Annotated in this window: 17 protein-coding genes; 10 read left to right on the top strand and 7 right to left on the bottom strand. The window is 64.7% G+C overall.

Annotated features, from left to right (window positions below; all coding sequences use genetic code 11):
• The first annotated feature begins 47 nt into the window (after window positions 1-47).
• Both AC3CBN_RS04890 and AC3CBN_RS04895 read left to right on the top strand, forming a co-directional pair.
• Window positions 48-950, top strand: coding sequence for a hypothetical protein (locus AC3CBN_RS04890; protein ID WP_488635699.1), 903 nt, complete (start codon window positions 48-50; stop codon window positions 948-950).
• Window positions 951-1,064: 114 nt separating this feature from the next.
• Window positions 1,065-1,889, top strand: coding sequence for a DUF481 domain-containing protein (locus AC3CBN_RS04895; protein WP_488635700.1), 825 nt, complete (start codon window positions 1,065-1,067; stop codon window positions 1,887-1,889).
• Between the two features lie 109 nt (window positions 1,890-1,998).
• On the opposite strand, the gene hemC is transcribed toward AC3CBN_RS04895, so the two are convergent.
• From hemC to AC3CBN_RS04915, 4 genes are all read right to left on the bottom strand, one after another.
• Window positions 1,999-2,916, bottom strand: a complete 918-nt coding sequence (gene hemC, locus AC3CBN_RS04900) for a hydroxymethylbilane synthase (protein ID WP_488635701.1) — start codon at window positions 2,914-2,916, stop codon at window positions 1,999-2,001.
• Window positions 2,917-3,034: 118 nt separating this feature from the next.
• Window positions 3,035-3,739, bottom strand: a complete 705-nt coding sequence (locus tag AC3CBN_RS04905) for a LytR/AlgR family response regulator transcription factor (protein WP_488635702.1) — start codon at window positions 3,737-3,739, stop codon at window positions 3,035-3,037.
• A complete protein-coding gene (locus AC3CBN_RS04910; protein WP_488635703.1) occupies window positions 3,720-4,796 on the bottom strand; it encodes a sensor histidine kinase in 1,077 nt (358 codons plus the stop codon). Before AC3CBN_RS04910 ends, AC3CBN_RS04905 begins: the two co-directional genes overlap by 20 nt.
• A 109-nt stretch (window positions 4,797-4,905) precedes the next feature.
• Window positions 4,906-5,571: an alpha/beta hydrolase gene (locus tag AC3CBN_RS04915; RefSeq protein ID WP_488635704.1), complete on the bottom strand. Its 666-nt coding sequence runs from the start codon at window positions 5,569-5,571 to the stop codon at window positions 4,906-4,908.
• 213 nt (window positions 5,572-5,784) lie between these two features.
• Between AC3CBN_RS04915 and AC3CBN_RS04920 the strand changes: the two genes are divergently transcribed.
• Complete coding sequence (locus tag AC3CBN_RS04920; protein ID WP_488635705.1) at window positions 5,785-8,220, top strand: S9 family peptidase; 2,436 nt, start codon at window positions 5,785-5,787, stop codon at window positions 8,218-8,220.
• A 624-nt stretch (window positions 8,221-8,844) separates the two neighbouring features.
• Here the strand turns inward: AC3CBN_RS04920 and AC3CBN_RS04925 are convergent.
• Window positions 8,845-9,669 (bottom strand): AraC family transcriptional regulator, encoded by an 825-nt coding sequence (locus AC3CBN_RS04925; protein WP_488635706.1) that lies wholly within the window; start codon window positions 9,667-9,669, stop codon window positions 8,845-8,847.
• A 267-nt stretch (window positions 9,670-9,936) separates the two neighbouring features.
• On the opposite strand from AC3CBN_RS04925, the gene AC3CBN_RS04930 reads away from it, so the two are divergent.
• From AC3CBN_RS04930 to AC3CBN_RS04950, 5 genes are all read left to right on the top strand, one after another.
• Window positions 9,937-10,182 carry a hypothetical protein gene (locus tag AC3CBN_RS04930; RefSeq protein ID WP_488635707.1) on the top strand — a complete coding sequence of 82 codons (246 nt, stop codon included), beginning with the start codon at window positions 9,937-9,939 and terminating at the stop codon, window positions 10,180-10,182.
• Between the two features lie 84 nt (window positions 10,183-10,266).
• Window positions 10,267-10,725, top strand: coding sequence for a MarR family winged helix-turn-helix transcriptional regulator (locus AC3CBN_RS04935; RefSeq protein ID WP_488635708.1), 459 nt, complete (start codon window positions 10,267-10,269; stop codon window positions 10,723-10,725).
• A gap of 29 nt (window positions 10,726-10,754) precedes the next feature.
• On the top strand, window positions 10,755-12,224 hold the full coding sequence (locus AC3CBN_RS04940; RefSeq protein ID WP_488635709.1) for an efflux transporter outer membrane subunit: 1,470 nt from the start codon (window positions 10,755-10,757) through the stop codon (window positions 12,222-12,224).
• 11 nt (window positions 12,225-12,235) lie between these two features.
• Window positions 12,236-13,438 carry an EmrA/EmrK family multidrug efflux transporter periplasmic adaptor subunit gene (locus tag AC3CBN_RS04945; RefSeq protein ID WP_488635710.1) on the top strand — a complete coding sequence of 401 codons (1,203 nt, stop codon included), beginning with the start codon at window positions 12,236-12,238 and terminating at the stop codon, window positions 13,436-13,438.
• Window positions 13,439-13,497: 59 nt separating this feature from the next.
• Entirely contained in the window at window positions 13,498-15,021 is a 1,524-nt protein-coding gene (locus AC3CBN_RS04950) for a DHA2 family efflux MFS transporter permease subunit (protein WP_488635711.1), read from the top strand.
• A 67-nt stretch (window positions 15,022-15,088) separates the two neighbouring features.
• Here the strand turns inward: AC3CBN_RS04950 and AC3CBN_RS04955 are convergent, their stop codons facing one another.
• Both AC3CBN_RS04955 and AC3CBN_RS04960 read right to left on the bottom strand, forming a co-directional pair.
• Window positions 15,089-15,604, bottom strand: a complete 516-nt coding sequence (locus AC3CBN_RS04955; RefSeq protein ID WP_488635712.1) for a lipid A 3-O-deacylase — start codon at window positions 15,602-15,604, stop codon at window positions 15,089-15,091.
• A gap of 225 nt (window positions 15,605-15,829) precedes the next feature.
• Window positions 15,830-16,750 (bottom strand): bestrophin family protein, encoded by a 921-nt coding sequence (locus AC3CBN_RS04960; protein ID WP_488635713.1) that lies wholly within the window; start codon window positions 16,748-16,750, stop codon window positions 15,830-15,832.
• A gap of 118 nt (window positions 16,751-16,868) precedes the next feature.
• On the opposite strand from AC3CBN_RS04960, the gene AC3CBN_RS04965 reads away from it, so the two are divergent.
• A complete protein-coding gene (locus tag AC3CBN_RS04965; RefSeq protein WP_488635714.1) occupies window positions 16,869-17,465 on the top strand; it encodes a DUF2239 family protein in 597 nt (198 codons plus the stop codon).
• 48 nt (window positions 17,466-17,513) lie between these two features.
• A complete protein-coding gene (locus tag AC3CBN_RS04970; protein ID WP_488635715.1) occupies window positions 17,514-18,977 on the top strand; it encodes an MATE family efflux transporter in 1,464 nt (487 codons plus the stop codon).
• The last annotated feature ends 32 nt before the right edge of the window (window positions 18,978-19,009 follow it).

A 19,009-nucleotide genomic window follows, 5' to 3' on the forward strand; every position in this document is an offset into this window, starting at 1 on the left:
GTCATGCACCCATGATCCGGCCTTCACGCGTAAAAGACAGAAAACTCATGAAGCAACGCCGCGTTTCCGAGCAGCATGCTGCCTCCAGCAGCGATGAAGGCTCCCCGCCTATCCGTCCCCGACGGATGGTGACCATGCTGCTGCAGGTCTCCACATTCGACGGTTTCGGCTTGTGGATGCTGGTCGGGCTTGCCCTGGCGGTGGGCGTTTTTTCGGACGGCCGCGGCGATGTGCTGGTGCCGCTTGCCCTGGGCGGCCTGCTGGCGGGTGTCGGATTGTTGGCCGCGAGCCTGCATTTGCGCTGGATGCCAAGCTGGTACGGCTGGCACATCGGGAAGGGCGCGCGACCCACGAGTGATGCGTTGATCGCACTCGCCACGGTCCTGCCTGCGCTCGCCGTGGCTGGCCTGGCGCGTGGCGACAATGCATTCTGGGCCACGCGCCTGGCGGGTGCGGCGCTCGCACTCTGCAGCCTGGCCAGCCTCATCATCACATCGCATGGCGACGCCAAGCGAAGTGCCCCCGGTCTCGACGTTCGACTAGCCACGCAGTTGCCGCTCAGCCGGGTGGTTTCGGCCGCCTATGGCGGCGGCCTATGGCTATGGATGTGTGCCGCGGGCCAGGACAACGGCGAAAGCAACAGCCGTCTCTGGGCATGGATCGTCAGTCTGTTGCTGCTGGCATTGCTGCGGGGGCTGGTGGAAAGCATGCGCTGGCAGGCCTTGCTGCATCGCATGCCCGGACCGCGGAGTCGGCTCGAATTCCAGCCGCGTCGCTACCTCGCCGCCCTGCTGGCCTACGTCGTGCCGTGCCTCGCATTGCTGGCGGCAAGTTTCTACGATGGCCGGTCGCTGATCGCCCTGGTAGCTGCGGCGATATGCATGATCGGTATGGCCATCGAGCTGACTTTGTATGATGGTGCCTTGGCGGCACTCCCCGATAGCCGCTGAAACGGCGCTCTGGCGCCATTTGCGCCTTACAAAAGCCGCCCTGTTCACAGGCAGTTCAATCCACCTCGTTAAGGTGGCGACCTGCTTTTGTTTAACGAAAAAGGAACGAATTTGATGAAGAAGACCCTGATGGCGGGTGCGCTGCTCGCGGCGCTGGTGAGTTTTGGCGCGCTGGCTGACGACGCGCCTGCCAACTCGCCCGCTTCCAACCCGGCCGACAACGGTGGCTGGACGGGCTCGGGTGAATTCGGTTTCGCCTCGGCCCACGGCAATTCCCGCTCCGAGAACATCAACGCCAAGCTTGGTTTGAGCCAGGAAAACGATATGTGGAAAAACAACTTCTTCCTCAACGGCCTGCGCTCGAAGGGCGAGGTTGAAGTGGTGGACCAGCAGGGCAATGAGGTCGACCGCCTCACCACCACCGCCAACCGCTACGACGCCGGCGCCTCGGTGGGCTTCAAGCTCGACCCGCGCAGCTACATCGTGACGGCCACGCGCTACGAGCACGACGACTTCGGCGCCAACCTGTGGCAGGGCATCGTCTCGGTGGGCTACGGCTATATCGCGCTGAAGACCGAGAGCACCGAGCTGTCGTTCGAAGCCGGCCCCGGTTACAAGCGTTATCGTCCGGCCGATCTGGACGAGACGGTGAACGGCGCGAACGTCAAGGTGCAGCAGGATACGCAGAGCGAAATCGTCGGTCGCGGTCTGGTCAACTACAAGTACCGCCTCACCGACAACACCGCGCTGGAAGACACCCTGCTGCTCGAAACAGGCTCGAAGAACAAGTACTACCAGAACGACATCGGCCTGTCGGTCAGCATGACCCGCAAGATGGCGCTGAAGCTTGGCTACCAGGTGCGCTACAACAGCGACACGCAGCCAGGCACGCAGAACACCGATACGTTGCTGACGACCAATCTGGTCTACAACTTCTAAGAAGGCTGGCTCTTCTTGTAGGAGCGCACCCTGTGCGCGACCGCGGAGGATGGCGTTACCGCTCCATAGGTTTGTCGCGCACAGGGTGCGCTCCTACAGAAAAGCGTGTTTACTGAGCCAGTAGTGGACCGGCGCCTTTCTCGAACAGCGCGTCGGCCACGCGCTGACCCAGCGTGGCGGCCTGGTCGCCTTCCGCCTGGGCTTCGGCCAACAGCAGGCGACCGCTTTTGACGTCGCCCACCATGCCGCGCAAATGCAGCCCATGTTCGGTGACGGTGCACCATGCACCCACCGGCACCGTGCAGCTGCCGCCCAACGCGTGGTTCATGGCGCGTTCGGCGGTGATTGCGAGGCGTGTCTGTGCATCGTCGAGCGCGGCGAGCAGTTCCAGCACGGCCGGCTGGTCGCTGCGCGCTTCGATGGCGATGGCTGCCTGGCCCGGCGCCGGCAACCAGTCCGGCGGGGCGAGGCGGCTGCGGATGCGCGCGGAAAGGCCGAGCCGTTCCAGCCCGGCGCAGGCGAGCACGATGGCGTCGTAGTGACCGGCGTCGAGCTTGGACAGACGCGTGCCGACGTTGCCGCGCAGATCCAGCAAGGTGAGATCCGGTCGCACCGCGCGCAGCTGCGCCTGACGGCGCAGTGACGACGTGCCCACGCGCGCACCGAGCGGCAGCGCGGCGAGGTTGGCGTAGTCGTTGCTGACGAAGGCATCAGCCGCATCGGCGCGCGGCAGGATGGCGGGCAGGGTGAAGCCGGGCTCCAGCTCCGACGGCACGTCCTTCAGCGAATGCACGGCAAGCTCCGCGCGGCCTTCCAGCATGGCCACTTCCAGTTCCTTCAGGAACAACCCCTTGCCGCCGATGGTCGCCAGCGGCTTGTCCACGATCTCGTCGCCCCGCGTCGACATCGGCACCAGCTCTACCACCAGCCCGCGGTGTATGGCGCGCAGCTCGGCGGCGACGTGCTCGGCCTGCCACAGGGCGAGCGCGCTCTTGCGGGTGGCGATGCGCAGGATGGATGGCGTCATGTTGATCTCGGTGGAGGCGGCGCGCGGGGCGTCGTCGGGGAGCCCTATTGTCGCGTAATCAGGCCGGCAGCGCAGGTCTTTGCGCGCTGCATGGCGCCGAATACGCGGGAAACCGGCACTACCCCATGCGCAGCAGCTTGCGCAGCGTCGGCAGGTTGCGCCGGCTCACCTCGGGAGTGAGTTCGGTACCGCTGAGCCGGGCCAGTACGCGGCCGTCGGTCAGGGTCTTCAGGCCGATCAGTCGCTGCGATGGCACCAGGCAGTTGCGGTGCAAGCGAATCAGCGTGTCCGGGTACGCCTCTTCCAGTTGCCGCAGCGATTCTTCCAGCAGCAGCTGGCCGCCGCGGTGCTGCACCACCACGTACTTTTCCTCGGCGAGCAGGCAGATCACATCGTCCAGCGCCACGCGCACCTGTTCGCCGCGCAGCCGCCCGTGCAGGTAACCGACCGTGCTGCGTGGCGTCTGCTGCAGTCGCAGGCGCACGCGTTGCAGGGCTTCGTTGAGTCGTTCGAGGCGCACCGGCTTGAGCAGGTAATCGACAGCGCCAAGGTCGAAGGCGTGCAGCGCGTGGCTTTCGTAGGCCGTGCAGAACACCACCAGCGGACGCTTGCGCCCGGCCAGCCGCTGGGCCAGCGCGGTACCGCTGATGCCGGGCATGTTGATGTCCAGCAGCAACAGGTCCGGTTGCAGATCGCCGAGTGCATCCAGCGCAGCCTCGCCATCGCTCACGCTGCCGGCAACCTCCACGTCACCACACTCGCTCAACAAAGCAGCGAGGCGCGCGCGGGCCAGGGGTTCGTCATCAACGATCAGTACGCGCATCGGCTTGTTCTGCTTGTTCCGGAAGTTGCAGTCGCACCACGAAGCGGTCGCCTTCGGGGCCGGCCGTGACGCGGGCGCGCGAACCATAACGATAGGCCACTCGCTGGCGCACGTTGTCCAGTCCATGGCCATGGCCGCCCGGTGTGGGCTTGCCGACCAGCGGGTTGTCGATCTCGATCAGGATGCCACCACGCACGCGACGTCCGCGCAGGATCACCTCGCCGCCCTCGCGCAATGGCTGGATGCCGTGGCGCACGGCGTTCTCCACCAGCGGCTGCAGCAGCAAGCGTGGCAAGGAGTAAGCGGTGGGCAGATCATCCAGTTCGCGGCGAATGCGCAGACGCTCGCCCAGTCGTAGCTGTTCGATGTCGAGATAGCGATCGATCAGACCCAGTTCCTCGCCCAGCGTGCCGTCGCGCGTGGCGTGCTCACCCAGCGCCGCGCGGAACAGTTCGGACAGATCTTCCACCGTGCGTTCGGCCGCCGCGGGATCGACACGCACCAGCGCCGCCACGGTATTCATGCTGTTGAACAGGAAATGCGGGCGGATGCGCGCCTGCAACGCGGCCACCTGCGCCGTGGTGACCGCCGCCAGGCGCGTCTGCCACTGCGCCTGCAAGTAGAAGTAGCGCAGCATGGCCGCGCCGAGCAGGGCGGCGATGAGTGTGTTGTTGCCGACGAAATCGCCGGTGCTGTCGTGAAGCAGATCCATCTGCATGGCGCCGTCCATCCAGTGCACCAGTGCGCTGCCGGCCGCCACGATCAGCACCATCACCAGCCACACGCTCGCATACGGCGAGTGGCCGGGCAGGCGTTGCAGCAAAGGGCGCAGCTTGCATAGCGCCACGCCGATCACCAGCGCCAGCCAGTCGGCGAACAGCATGCCTACGCTGTAGCCACGCCAGTCGTGGCTGTTGTTGGGCGCCAGCCACATCACGGTGACGGTGATCGCACCCACCACCAGCAACGCGAAGATCACCGGCAGGCTGCAGAAATCCGGCAGCAAGCGGCGCTCGGCATGGCGCTGCGTGGTTGAATCGACGGTGGATTCCCTCATGCGGCGGAGTATGCCGTATGCGTGGAAGGGCTTTCGCGACCTGCTTCAGCTCGTCATCCCAGCTTTCGCTGGGATGACGGCCATGCGAGGGTCGTCGCCAGCTGGCTTCTCAGCCAGTCAGACGCGCCGTCATCCACTGCCGCAGGTCGGCCACTTCCTCGGCGCACACCGAGTGCGGCATCGGGTAGGTGTGCCAGTCCACGAGGTAGCCCAGCGATCGCAGCAAATCGCGCGAGCTGACGCCGCGGGTGAGCGGCACGATCGGGTCGCCGGTGCCATGGCCCCAGAACACCGTCGTGGTCGCGTTGGCCGCGCTGCGCTCGGCGGCGAAGGAGTCCTGCAGCGGCAGGTAGGTGGACAGGGCGATGATGCCCGCCAGCCGTTCCGCATGACGCAGCCCCGCGGACAGCGCGATGGCGCCACCCTGCGAGAAGCCCGTCAGCAGGATGTGTTCGGTCGGCACGCCGCGCTCGTTCTCGCGGGCGATCAGTGCTTTGACGCTGGCGATGGACGCCCGCATGCCGCTTTCGTCCTGGCGCGAGACCAGATCCACCCCGACGATGTCATACCAGGCGCGCATCGGCATGCCGCCGTTGACCGTCACTGGCCGCACCGGCGCATGGGGAAACACGAAGCGCAGCGCTGGCCATGCGGGCGATACCAGCTCCGGCACGATAGGCGCGAAGTCGTTGCCGTCCGCGCCCAGGCCGTGCAGCCAGATCACGCTGTGACGGGGCTGAGGGGCGGTTTCGATCTCGACGGTGGGTAGGGACATGGGGTTCTGCCGGGGAGTGTTGCGGAAGGGCATGCAGTGCCGGCACGCCATGGAAACTTACTGAACGCACAACCCGCAGCTCAGCCGACATCCAGATGGCCGGGCGAACCACCAAGATTAGCTGCCTAGGCGACTAGTTTGAACCCGGACCAACGGCGCTTGTCAGCTGGCCGGCCTTGGTTATGCTCCGGCGTTTTGACTGTGGAGCACTCCATGCGCCGAATGCTGTTCGCTGGCCTTGCCGCCCTCGCCACGTTGCCCGCGGCGGCCCTGTCGCCATCCGCCAGTGGCGGGCAGCTGGATCTGGAAACCATCATGGCCAATCCGGACTGGATCGGCGCCCCGGTGGAATCCCCGTACTGGAGTGTGGACGGTCGCAGCCTGTACTACTCGCTCAAGCGCGACGGCAGCAAGGTGCGCGACCTCTATCGCGTCGATCCGGCCACCGGTCAAAGCGTGAAGCTCGAGCCGGCAGCCATGGCGCAGGCCGAGGGCCCGGCGGTGTACGACCGCGCGCATCGTCATGCAGCGTTCGTGCTCCACGGCGACGTGTTCATGGTGGACCTCACCAATGGCCGCCGCGAGCAGGTCACCCGCACGGCCGAGGCCGAATCCTCGCCGCGCTTCGCCAGTGACGGCCGCACGCTGCAGTACCGCCAGGGCAACAACTGGTTCGTCTACGACCTCATCAGCGGCGTAAGCGCACCGGCGGCGGTGCTGCGTTTTGTCGACGATCCGCAGGCCAAGCAGCCAGACGCGCTCGGCCGCCAGCAGATGGAGATGTTCAAGTCGCTGCGCGAGAACAAGTCCGACAAGGACGCCCAGCGTGCCAATGACGACGCACTGACCGCAGCCGATCCGGGCCGTGCGCCCAAGCCGATCTACCTGGGCGAAGGTGGCGAGCCGGCGGATACCGAACTGTCGCCCGATGGTCGCTGGATGCTGGTGGTGACCAAGCCCAAGGGCGCCAAGGGCGGCAAGAAGCCGGAGGTCACCCATTACGTCACCGAGTCCGGCTACGCCGAGCAGCAGGAAACACGCAGCTACGTGGGCCGCGACGATCCCGCGCCGCAGTCGCTGGTGCTGGTGGATCTGAAGGCGGCGAAGTTCTATCCGCTCAAGACCGACAGCTTGCCCGGCATCAAGGACGATCCGCTCAAGGATCTGCGCGGCAAGGCCATCGCCGCGCTGGAGAAGGACGGCAAGGCTGACGAAGCGAAGATGATCAAGGCGCCTGACGTGCGCGCCGTGCGCATCGTTTCCAACGCCGACGACGGCGGTGGCGGCGGCATCGTGTGGAGCGACGACGGCCAGAATGTGGCCGTGCAGCTGCGTGCCATCGACAACAAGGATCGCTGGATCGCCAGCGTGGACTTCGACAAGCACGCACTGGTGAACCAGCACCGCCTCACCGACAAGGCCTGGATCAACTGGAACTTCAACGATTTCGGCTGGCTCAAGGACAGTCGCACGCTGTGGTACCTGAGCGAGGAAACCGGTTATTCGCAGCTTTACGGCATGAGCCTGGGCGGCAAGGCCAAGGCGCTCACGTCCGGCAAGTTCGAAGTGAGTCATCCGGTGCTGAGCGAGGACGGTCAGTGGTTCTATGTGCGCACCAACCAGGTCGCGCCGTACAGCTATGACGTGTACCGCGTGCCCACCGCTGGCGGCGCGCTCGCTCGCATCACCCAGTACCAGGGCATGGACGACTTCGCGTTGTCGCCGGACGGCCGCCAGCTGGCGGTGCTGCATTCGGCGCCCTACGTGTTGGCGCAGTTGTCCGTGCAGGATGCAGCGGGCGGTGCGCCACGCGAACTCACCAACACCATGAAGCCGGAGTTCACTGCACACTCATGGATCCAGCCGCAGATCGTGGCCGTGCCGTCCTCGCATGGCGCAGGTACCGTCTGGGCGAAGTACTACGGCCTGGCCGATGCCGGCGAGGCAGCTTCGCGTCCGGCGGTAATCTTCGTGCACGGCGCGGGCTACCTGCAGAACGTCACGCTGTCGTACTCCAACTACTTCCGCGAGCAGATGTTCCACAACCTGCTCGTGCAGCAGGGCTACGTGGTGCTGGACATGGATTACCGCGCGTCGGACGGCTACGGCCGCGACTGGCGCACCGCCATTTATCGCCAGATGGGTCATCCGGAACTGGAAGACCTGCTCGACGGCAAGGCGTGGCTGGTGAAGAACCACGGCGTGGACTCACGTCGCGTGGGCATGTACGGCGGCAGCTACGGCGGCTTCATGACGCTGATGTCGCTGCTGCGCGCACCGGGCGAATTCGCGGCGGGTTCGGCGCTTCGTCCCGTCACCGACTGGACCAGCTACAACCACGAGTACACGTCCAACATCCTCAACGACCCGCAGATCGACCCGGAAGCGTTCGCGACCAGCTCGCCAATCACCTATGCCGACAAGCTGCAGGATCCGCTGCTTATGCAGCACGGCCTGATCGACGACAACGTGGTGGCCAGCGACACCGTGCGCATGTATCAGCGCTTCATCGAGCTGCACAAGAACAACTTCTGGATTTCGCTGTATCCGATGGAGCGCCACGGCTTCGTGCATCCGGACTCGTGGTATGACGAATACCGTCGTATTGATGAGCTGTTCAATACGTATGTGAAGCCGGTTCGTCAGTAAGCAGTCGCGCTCCCTCTCCCCTCCGGGCGACCCGAAGGTAGTCCCCGAGGGAGAGAGGGTTGGGGTGAGTCACCTGAAGGTGGTAAAGGGCGGGTGCTCGCATCTATCTCAGTAGGATGCGCGCCCTGCGCACATCCGGCCTTGCCTCTGCCTCTCCTATTCGTCATCCCAGCGAAAGCTGGGATCCAGTGACTTTCGTTCTTGGTTCGACGCTTCCGCCAGCTTGCCGCTTACGCAGCGGGCGTTTCGATCGCCTGCCGGCGACGCGAAGCTAGTCCCCGTGGGACGACCGAGTCACTTTTCTTTTGCTGGCCCAAAAGAAAAGTAACCCAAAGAAAATGGCCTTAAGGGCTCACAGCGATATGCGGAATACAAGCGTTGGCCACAGAGGGTTTCGGCCGCGCGAGGTGCTACCTCAAAGGCCGCGGCTACACCGCAACGCATCGAAGTACTGAGGACTTAAGCGAAGCCCGCTCTTCGCTCCCTCTCCCCTCCGGGGAGAGGGTTGGGGTGAGTGGCCAATCTTGCGAAGGCGTCGCGTCAAAGCCGGCTCTTTCAAGCCTTCCCGCAAGCACCCACCCCTCACCTCAATCCTCTCCCCAGCGGGGAGAGGAAGCAGAAGCGCTAGCCCGACGCCTGCGCCGCAAAATACCTCGCCGGTGGCTGCCCGAAACTCCTGCGGAACATCGCCACGAACGCGCTGACGCTCGCATAGCCCAGCGCGTCCGCCACCGCCGATACCGCTTCGCCATCGGCCAGTCGTTCCAATCCGCGCGACAACCTCGCCAACTGCCGCCATTGCGCAAAGCTCAACGCCGTTTCGCTTCGAAACAGGCGACTGAGGCTGCGCGGCGACAGGCCCGCCCACGCGGCCCACTCCTCCAGGCCGCGGTTGTCCTCCGGTCGTTCGATCAACGCGACGGCGATGCGTAGCGCGCGGCGATCGACAGGCATCGGCAAGTGCAGCGGTTCGCGCTGTGCGAGGCGGATTTCTTCCAGCAACACCGTGGTCAGACGTTCCTGGCTTTCATCCAGTTGCGTTTCCCACACCCATGAACTGGCGCGGCGCACCAGCGCGCGCATCAGTTCAGTGACGCCGATGACGCAGGGTTCGGTGGGCAGGCAGCCGCATTCGGGCGGCGTCACGAACACGCCCCAGCCGGTCATGGAGCCGCTGATGGTGACGGTGTGCTCCACACCCGGCGGCATCCAGCCGGCGCGGTGGGGCGGCAACAGCCAGGAGCCCTGCGCCGTGCGTACGTGCACCAGTCCGCTCTCCACGCAGTACAACTGCCCGCGCGCATGGGAGTGCCAGCCGTACTCGCGCGTGCCCTCGTTGTATTCGCTGGCGGCTTCGCCTTCGGTCCAATAGGCGATCACCGACGGTCCATCGGTGCGCTCGATCATCGCGTGGAACTCGAGCTCTTGGTGTTCGGCAACATGGCCCATGGCCGGTTCTCGACAAAATTTGACCAAATAACGCTAACAGTAATCCGGCTGCCTGCTCAATCATGCGGACCCGTTTCCCCAGCGCTGCCGCCGCCCGCGGTGTCGAAAAACGGGACGCTCGCGCGTCGGACTCATGCTCGCGGTGCGTGTTTTGACGATCCATGACGTTTGGCCGGTTGAACTGGCGGTGTCACGCCCGCACGCCTAGACGAGTCCTCATTTGAGCAAGCGGAGCACCACGGGTGCCCCAAGGGAGAGAGCCTGACCATGTCGACGATCTTTGCCCGCGCCCCCGGCGCCGAAAGCCAGACGTCTCCGCTGGAGGCCTTCGTGGCCTGCGCCCACCAGATGCTCGACCCGGCGATGCCGGAAGCGGCCCGTCGTGCAATGGAGCCGCGCTTGCTGGCGCTGCTGCCTGCGCTGCGGGCGCTGGGTGTATTCGAGCTGTTTGAAGTCCGCGAACCAGCGCTGCGGGCCTGGCTGGAGGACGAGCTCGCCACCCTGCCGGGTTAGGCACGGCAGAATTTGCCTGGACAAAATAAGCCCAAAACATATTTGCCTTGACAAATATTATTTCGGCAATAGAATGCGCGGCTCATGAACCCCTCGAAGCCACCCATTTCCCTGCAGAAAGACAGCATCGGCGTGCTGGTTGGCATGGTGCGCAGCGAACTGGTCCGTGCCATGGAGACCGAACTGCAGGCATCCGGCGTAGATCTGCGCTTTACCCAGTTCCTGATACTCAAGCGTCTGGCACTGATGGGAACGATGTCGGCCAGCGAGCTGGCTCGGGCGGTGGAACTCGATGGTGGTGCCATGACGCGCCAGCTCGACCAGTTGGAAGGCCGTGGCCTGCTGCGCCGCCAGCCGCACGAGCAGGATCGCCGTGCGCTGCGCATCGAGCTGACGGCGTTGGGTGCATCCACCTGGCGCCAGATGACGCCGTGCAATGACCGTGTGCTGGAAGCTGCGCAGCGGGCACTGGATACGACCGAACGCGAGCAGCTTCGCGATTATCTGGAGCGCGTGCTCAAGGCGCTCCGCGACAAGACCTGAACCGTTTCATTTTTCTGGAAGCCACGCCCATGCGTCTGCAACTCCTTGCGGCAGCCACCGGCCTTACCCTCGCGCTGGCAGGTTGTGTCAGCAGCGGTGGCCTTCACCCGGAAGGCACACTGACTGATGCGTCCACGCTGAAAAGCGATCGCAGCCTGTCCGGCGCCACGCTCTCCCCGGCCGCCTGGCCCGCCGATGACTGGTGGACCGGTCTGGGCGATCCGCAGCTCAGCACGCTGATCGCCGAAGCCCTGAAGGACAATCCGACCCTCGCCATGGCCGATGCACGCGCCCGCCAGGCGCAGGCCGAGTCGGGTGCGGCTGACGCCGAGCGCGGCCCCACCGTCAACGCCGGCGCCAATGTGATCGGCCAGCGCCTGCCGCTGACCGCTGCACCGCCGGAACTGGGCGGTGGCCACTTCACCTGGTTCAAGGACGCCCGGGTCGGTTTCAGCTGGGGCCTGGACCTGTGGGGCGGCAAGCGTGCTGCATGGGAAGCCGCCGTCGGTCAGCAGCATGCCGCCGAAATCGAAACGCAGGCGGCGCGCATCGAGCTGTCCACCAACGTGGCCCGCGCCTACGTGCAGCTCGCTTATGCGTACGCCCAGCAGGATGTGGCCAAGGCCGAGGGTGAGCGCGCCACCACCGCGCGTCAGCTGACCCAGCAACGCGTGGCCGCCGGCATCGACAACCAGCTGCAGCTGAAGCAGAACGAGACCGAGGTCGCCAACGCCGACCAGCGCCTTGCCGCGGCCAGCCGCGCCATCGACGCCGCACGTTCGCAGCTGTCGGTGCTGTTGGGCAAGGGCCCGGACCGCGGCCTGGACATCACTCGTCCGCAGGCGCTTGAGCCGGCCGCGCTGTCGGTGCCGGCGGATCTGCCGACCGAACTGCTCGGCCACCGCCCCGACCTGGTCGCCGCGCGCTGGCGTGTCGAATCGGCAGGCAAGGAAATCAAGGTTGCCAAGACCGAGTTCCTGCCGAACGTCAGCATCAGCGCCATGGCTGGCGTCGCCGCCTTCGGCAGCATCAACCCGCTGCAGCTGCCGGCGCGCTTCTACACCTTTGGTCCGTCGCTGAGCCTGCCGATTTTCGATGGCGGCCGCCTGCGCTCGAACCTCGCCGGCAGGGACGCGCAATACGACGAAGTCGTGGCCCAGTACAACCAGACGCTGGTGCGCGCAGTGAACGAAGTCGCCGACGACTACGACGCCGTGCAGTCCGCGAAGGAACAGGTCGCCGCCCAGCAGCGCGCAGTCGATGCCGCCACGCAGGCCTGGCAACTGTCCGAGCAGCGCTACAAGGCGGGCGTCGGCAGCTATCTGGAGGCGCTGATCGTGCGTCAGCAGCTCCTCGGTGCGCAGCAGCACATGGCAGAACTCAAGGCACTGCAGGTCGACGTGTCCGTGCAACTCATCCAGGCCCTCGGCGGCGGTTTCCGCCCGCAGGCGGGCGCGGCCGACGTGGTCGTCCAATCTTCCTCTGAACATTCGCTCTGAAGGCACCCCCCATGTCTAGCCAGACCCCACTCGCGGCCGACAACACTGCCGCCGTTCAACCCCCGAAGAACCGCCGCGGCTTCCTGCTGCGTGTGCTTGGCGCCGTCGTGGTGCTCGCCGCCATTGGCTGGGGGCTGTGGTACTTCTTTGAAGGTCGCTGGTACGAAGGTACCGATGACGCATACGTCAACGGCAACATCGTGCAGATCACTCCGCAGGTGCCCGGTTCGGTGATCACCATCGGCGCCGATGATGGCGACCTGGTCCATGCCGGTGACGTGCTGGTCAAGCTCGACCCGGCCGATGCCGACATCGCATTGGCTCAGGCCAAAGCCAGCCTCGCCAGTACCGTTCGCAAGGTGCGCGGCCTGTACAGCAACGTCAGTGGTGCTCAGGCCGAAGTGGCCGCGCGCAAGGTAGCCGTGGACAAGGCGCAGGCCGACTACAGCCGTCGCCGCGATCTGGCCAAGACCGGCGCCATCTCGGCCGAAGAACTGTCGCACGCCATGGATGCGCTCACGTCCGCGCAGAGCGCATTGACCTCGTCACAACAGCAGTTTCAGACCAACAAGGTGCTGGTGGACGACACCGTGGTCGCTTCGCATCCGGACGTCCAGACGTCCGCAGCCAAGCTGCGCGCTGCCTACCTCGACGACGTGCGCACCTCGATCATCGCGCCGGTGGACGGCTACGTGGCCAAGCGTTCGGTGCAGCTGGGTCAGCGCCTGGCGCCAGGTACGCCGCTGATGGCCGTGGTGCCGCTGAAGGAGGTGTGGATCGATGCCAACTTCAAGGAAACCCAGCTCAACAAGATGCGCATCGGTCAGCCGGTGGAGATCCGCGCCGACGTGTACGGCGGTTCGGTGACCTACAAGGGCAAGGTGCAGAGCCTGGGCGTGGGCACGGGCAGCGCCTTCTCGCTGCTGCCAGCGCAGAACGCCACCGGCAACTGGATCAAGATCGTTCAGCGCGTGGCGGTCCGTGTGTTCTTCACCGATCCCAAGCAGCTGGAAGAGCACCCGCTGCGCATCGGCCTGTCGACCAAGGTGGACGTGAACCTGCATGACCAGAGCGGCGCGCTGCTCGCCAAGCAGGCACCCACCCAGCCGGCGTTCAACACCGATGTGTACCAGCAGCAGCTGGCCAAGGCTGATGGCCTGATCGCCGAGATCATCCACGCCAACATGGCCGGCGACACCCACGGCAAGCAGTAAGCAGCAGTTCGCGCCGGTTGCGGCCGGCGCGCCTCTTACCTCTTCAGGTTATCCGTGCAATGAGCAGTGAATTTCGTCCACCCAACCTGGCGCTGACTACGGTCGGCCTCTCGTTGGCGACCTTCATGCAGGTGCTCGATACAACGATCGCCAACGTGTCGCTGCCGACGATTGCCGGCAACCTTGGCGTGAGCGTCAACCAGAGCACCTGGGTCATTACGTCCTTTGCCGTGAGCACGGCCATCGCGTTGCCGCTGACGGGCTTCCTCAATCGTCGTTTCGGCGAGGTGAAGCTGTTCATCTGGTCAACGCTGCTGTTTTCGATCGCCTCGTTGCTGTGCGGCCTTGCGCAAAGCATGCCGATGCTGATCCTGTTCCGCGCCATTCAGGGTGCGGTGGCCGGACCGATGTACCCGATCACGCAGAGCCTGCTGATCTCGATCTATCCACCGGCCAAACGCGGCATGGCGCTGGCGCTGCTGGCGATGGTGACGGTGGTGGCGCCGATCGCCGGACCGATCCTCGGCGGCTGGATCACCGACAACTATTCGTGGCCGTGGATCTTCTTCGTCAACGTGCCGATCGGCATCTTCGCCAGCATGGTTGTCGCCAACCAGATGAAGCTGCGCGTGGATACCACCTCGCGTCCGAAGGTGGACTACGTGGGACTGATCACGCTGATCGTCGGCGTGGGAGCGTTGCAGGTCGTGCTGGACAAGGGCAACGACGAAGACTGGTTCAACTCGTCGTTCATCGTGATTACCAGCGTGGTGTCGGCCATTGCATTGGCCATCTTCCTGATCTGGGAACTCACCGACGATGATCCCATCGTCAACCTGCGCTTGCTGCGTCATCGCAACTTCCGCATTGGCACCATTTCGCTGGTGCTGGCCTATGCAGCGTTCTTCGCCATCGGCCTGCTGGTGCCGCAGTGGTTGCAGCGGAACGTGGGCTACACATCGACCTGGGCCGGTTTCGCCGCGGCGCCGCTGGGCATCCTGCCGGTAATGCTGACCTTCCTGGTGGGCAAGTACGCCAACCGCACCGACATGCGTCTGCTCGCCTCGTGCGCGTTCCTGGTGATGGGCATCACGTGTTTCATGCGCTCGGATTTCTTCCTGCAGATCGACTTCATGCATGTAGCTGGCGTGCAGTTCTTGCAGGGCCTGGGCGTGGCGTTGTTCTTCATGCCGGTGACGACCATCCTGCTATCGGACTTGCAGCCCCACGAGATCCCCTCGGGTGGAGGCCTGGCGACCTTCCTGCGTACGCTGGGCGCCAGCTTCTCCGCCTCGCTCACCACCTTCCTGTGGGATCACCGCGCCATCGTGCATCACGCGCACCTCACTGAACACATCACGCCCTACGACCCGTCCGCGCAGGCGACGTTGCAGGCGGCCGGCGTGACCGGGCCGGCGAGCAATGCGTTGCTGGAACAGTTGATCACGCAGCAGGGCTATCAGATTTCGTTCAACGAGGTGTTCCACATGCTGGGCTGGGTGTTCTTCGGCCTGATCGTGGTGGTATGGATGGCGCGCCCGCCGTTCTCGGCGAAGGCCGGGCCGGCAGCCGGCGGTCACTAGTTTGTTTGGACGTCCAAACAACAACGGCCCCTTTCGGGGCCGTTGTTGTTTCCGTGGTCGTTGAATTCTAGAGATCGAACGCGAGACCAACCAGCGCCATTGTCTCGCCGCGATTGGGGCCGTCGAGCCCGGCGTTGGAGATGTGGCGCAGCTGGAAAGTCCAGTGATTGCCTTGCCAGCCTACGGAATTGACGAATTCGCCCGCACTGCTTAGCGCCATGGTGCGGCCCTTCTGCGCCGCGACCTGTGCCGTCCAGAACAGGTGGTGATACCAATCGCCATCGCCGCCCATGCGGAAACGGGCGCCACCGGCGACCAGCCAGATGTTGTCTGACACGGAGTTGCCGTAGCGCGCCACGTTGCGGCCGTCGATATAGCCGGCGGAGACGTCGGGCGCCCAGCTGAAGTTGCTGTGGCCGATACGGTGCTCGCTAAACACCGCTTCGATGAAGGCTGTGTTGGTCCCGTAACCGTCGGAGTCGCTGCGGCCACCCTCGACTTCAATACGGGTGTCGGCCACTGCGGTGGCGGAAAGACCCAACAGGGTTAGTGCGGCAACGCTGCGCAAAAGGGGGAGTCGCATGTGCTGTTCTTCTTGGCTTGGGGAGAAAGATTCGTGCACCGCGTAGTTTATTTATTTACTGCACTGTTCGGTACTAGAAATAGGTCGAATCTAGTCAACAGTGCGTTGCGCGGGCGGTGCTTGCGCTCTTGCTCCCCCTCGTCCAGGAAGGGGCTTACAGCTTGTCTCAATGCGCGTGAAGTCCACGCGGAAAATGCGGAAAAAGGGCCGAAAATCGAGGCGAATTTAAAGCAGTACGCCATCCACCGGCTGCAGCTGCTCGGGCAGCTCGGTGTCGCCCAGCAATTCGCCCAGGTTGATCTCGATGTTGCGGCACATGGCGTCCAGCGCCAGGTCATTGGGCAGGCGATCGAACGGGCTTTCGATCTGGTCGCCCAGCGCGTCCAGGCCGAAGAAGGTGTAGGACAGCACGCCCACCATCAGAGGTGTGGCCCAACCGACACTACCCACCAGGCAGAACGGCAGCAGCAGGCAATACATGTAGACCGTGCGATGCAGCAGCAGGATGTAAGCGAACGGAATAGGTGTGCCCTGGATGCGCTCGCAGCCGCCGAGCACGTAAGACATGCGCGTGAGCTGCGTGTCGATGCTGGCGAGCAGGATGGCGTCGAGTCGACCGTCGCGTCGCAATTGCGCAAAGCTCTCGCCGATCAAACCCAACAAGGCATTGGGTGGATTGGGCGAGTCAGCCAGTGCGGCCGCCTCGGCTGGCGGCAACCAGCGCGCCAGCTCCGGCTGCCCCGGGGTGCCACGCAGTTGATGGCGCAAGGCATGTGCGAAAGCGATCAGGCGATGAACCCGCAGGCGCTGTTCCTCACGCGGCAACCCGTCGGGCAGGCTGGTGGTCTGTCGCGCCAGATTACGCAGCACGATCAGCAGTTCACCCCACAGGGCGCGCGCCTCCCACCACCGCTCATAGGCCACGCTGTTGCGAAAGCCCAGGAAGATCGCCAGCGTCAGGCCCATCAGGGTCAGCGGCACGGCGCCCAGCTCCACGCCGGTATGCGGCAGCCGGCGTTCCAGCAGCACCACCAGCGTGGCCAGCACCATCATGGCAAGCACCCGCCTCCAGATCACCGAGACGATCGAGCCGCGCAGGGTGAACAGCATCAGCCGCAGCGGGCGGTGGGCGGGGTGGATGACCATGAAGGGTGCAACAGCGGGAACAGACAGGCGCGCACTTTAGCGCGCCATTCGCGAAGCCGGTTGACGGCACCATTTTTATCCGGGCAAAATACCGAACAAATAATACCCGGATGAAATCATGTCATTGCCCGAGGCATCCACGTGCACCGCCTTTGATGGCCACCGCCGCATCGCCAGCGGCGCGCTGGCCGGCGTTGTCCTCGCCACCAAACAAGCGGTCGACGCCGGTGTGGCCGGGCCGGTGCTGATTTTTGACGACCACAGCAGCCGGCAGGTCGAGGTTGATCTGCGCGGCAGTCCGGACGAGGTGCTGGCGCGCCTGCCGGCACAAGCGCAGGCAGATGCCGCCCCTGTCCGCGGTGGGCCAGGCCGGCCCAAGCTTGGCGTGGTGCCGCGCGAAGTCACCCTGTTGCCGCGACATTGGGACTGGCTCGCCGCTCAGCCTGGCGGCGCGTCCGCCACCCTGCGGCGACTGGTGGAAGAAGCGCGGCGCAACAGCCGTGGTCGCGACCATGCGCGTCAGGCGGGTGAGGCGGTCGATCGCTTCATGCTGGCGATCACCGGCAATCTGCCAAACCATGAAGAAGCCTCGCGTGCGTTCTGGCGCCAGGAGCGCGACCGCTTCGCCGAACTGACCGATGCATGGCCGGCCGATGTGCGCGAGCATGTGCGTCGACTCGCAGCGACGGCATGGGCCGATAGCGCCATCGGCTGACATCGTCCCCAACGTCTCTCTCTCACTCTCACTGCGGAATCCATACGAATGTCATCCTTCGCCGCAAGGCAACCGATGCTCACCCAAGGCCCGATCGCCCGAACCTTGCTGATGTTCGCGTTGCCGATCCTGGGCAGCACCGTGCTGCAGTCGCTTAACGGCTCCGTCAATGCGATGTGGATCGGCCACTACCTGGGCGAAGCGGCGCTCACGGCGGTGAGCAATGCCAACCTGATCCTGTTCCTGCTGCTGGGCGCCGTATTCGGGCTGAGCATGGCCTGCACCATCCTCATCGGCCAGAGCCTGGGCGCGCGCAACATGCTGGAAGCCAAGCGCGTGGTGGGCACGGGCGTGACGTTCTTCGTGGCCGTGTCGATCATGGTGGCGATCTGTGGTTACTTCGGTACGCCGTGGATGCTTCGTGCACTGGGTACGCCGCTCGATGCGCAAGCCTTCGCCGTGCCGTACCTGCGCATCATCTTCATCGCCGTGCCGTCGATGTACTTCTACGCCTTCCTGATGATGACGCTGCGCGGCGCGGGCGACTCGCGCACGCCGTTCGTCTTCATGGGCCTGTCGGTGTTGCTGGATATCGTACTCAACCCGCTGCTGATCTTTGGCGTGGGACCGTTTCCGCGCATGGGCATCGCCGGTTCGGCAACCTCGACATTGATCGCGCAGAGCGTGGCCCTGGTCGCGCTGCTCTCGACGCTCTATGCGCGCAAGCACTTCCTTCGCCTCACGCGCGGCGAGCTGCGCTTCCTGCGGCCAGATACAGCCATCCTGCGTTCGCTCGTGTTCAAGGGCCTGCCGATGGGCCTGCAGATGATCGTGATCTCAACCTCCGCGATGATCATGATCCACATGGTCAACAGCTACGGCTCCAAGACCACCGCTGCCTACGGCGCAGCCACGCAGTTGTGGACTTACGTGCAAATGCCGGCGATGGCGATCGGTGCCGCCGTGTCGTCAATGGCGGCGCAGAACGTGGGCGCGAAACTGTGGGATCGCGTCAGTCGCATCACCAAGGTCGGCGTGCTGTACAACTTCCTGCTCAGCGGCGCGCTGATCGCGTTGATCTACCTGTTCAACCATGCCGCGCTCAACCTGTTCCTGCCCAACGATGGCGAGGCGCTGGCGCTGGCGCAGCACTTGAACGGCATCGCGGTGTGGTCCTTCATGTTTTTCGGCGTCACTTTTGTACTGTTCGGTGTGGTGCGTTCCACGGGTGCGGTGATGCCGCCACTGATCATTCTGTTCATCTCGATGTGGCTGTTCCGTCCGCCTTTCGCGCTGCTGTTGGCGCCAAGCATCGGTGCCGATTCGATCTGGTGGAGCTTCCCGCTCGGCTCGCTCGCCTCGATGTTGATGGCGATGGGCTACTACAAGTGGGGTGGATGGCGACGCGCGCACATGCTGTCCACGCCCATCGATACATCGGCCGACAAGGCATCGGTGGCAGGCCAGCAAGCACCGACCACTGGACAGGGCGTGCCCGCTTCGGTGGATTGAAGCATCACGGCGGAATTCGCCTTCCCAACTTA

The sequence above is a fragment of the Dyella sp. OK584 genome (assembly GCF_057787755.1).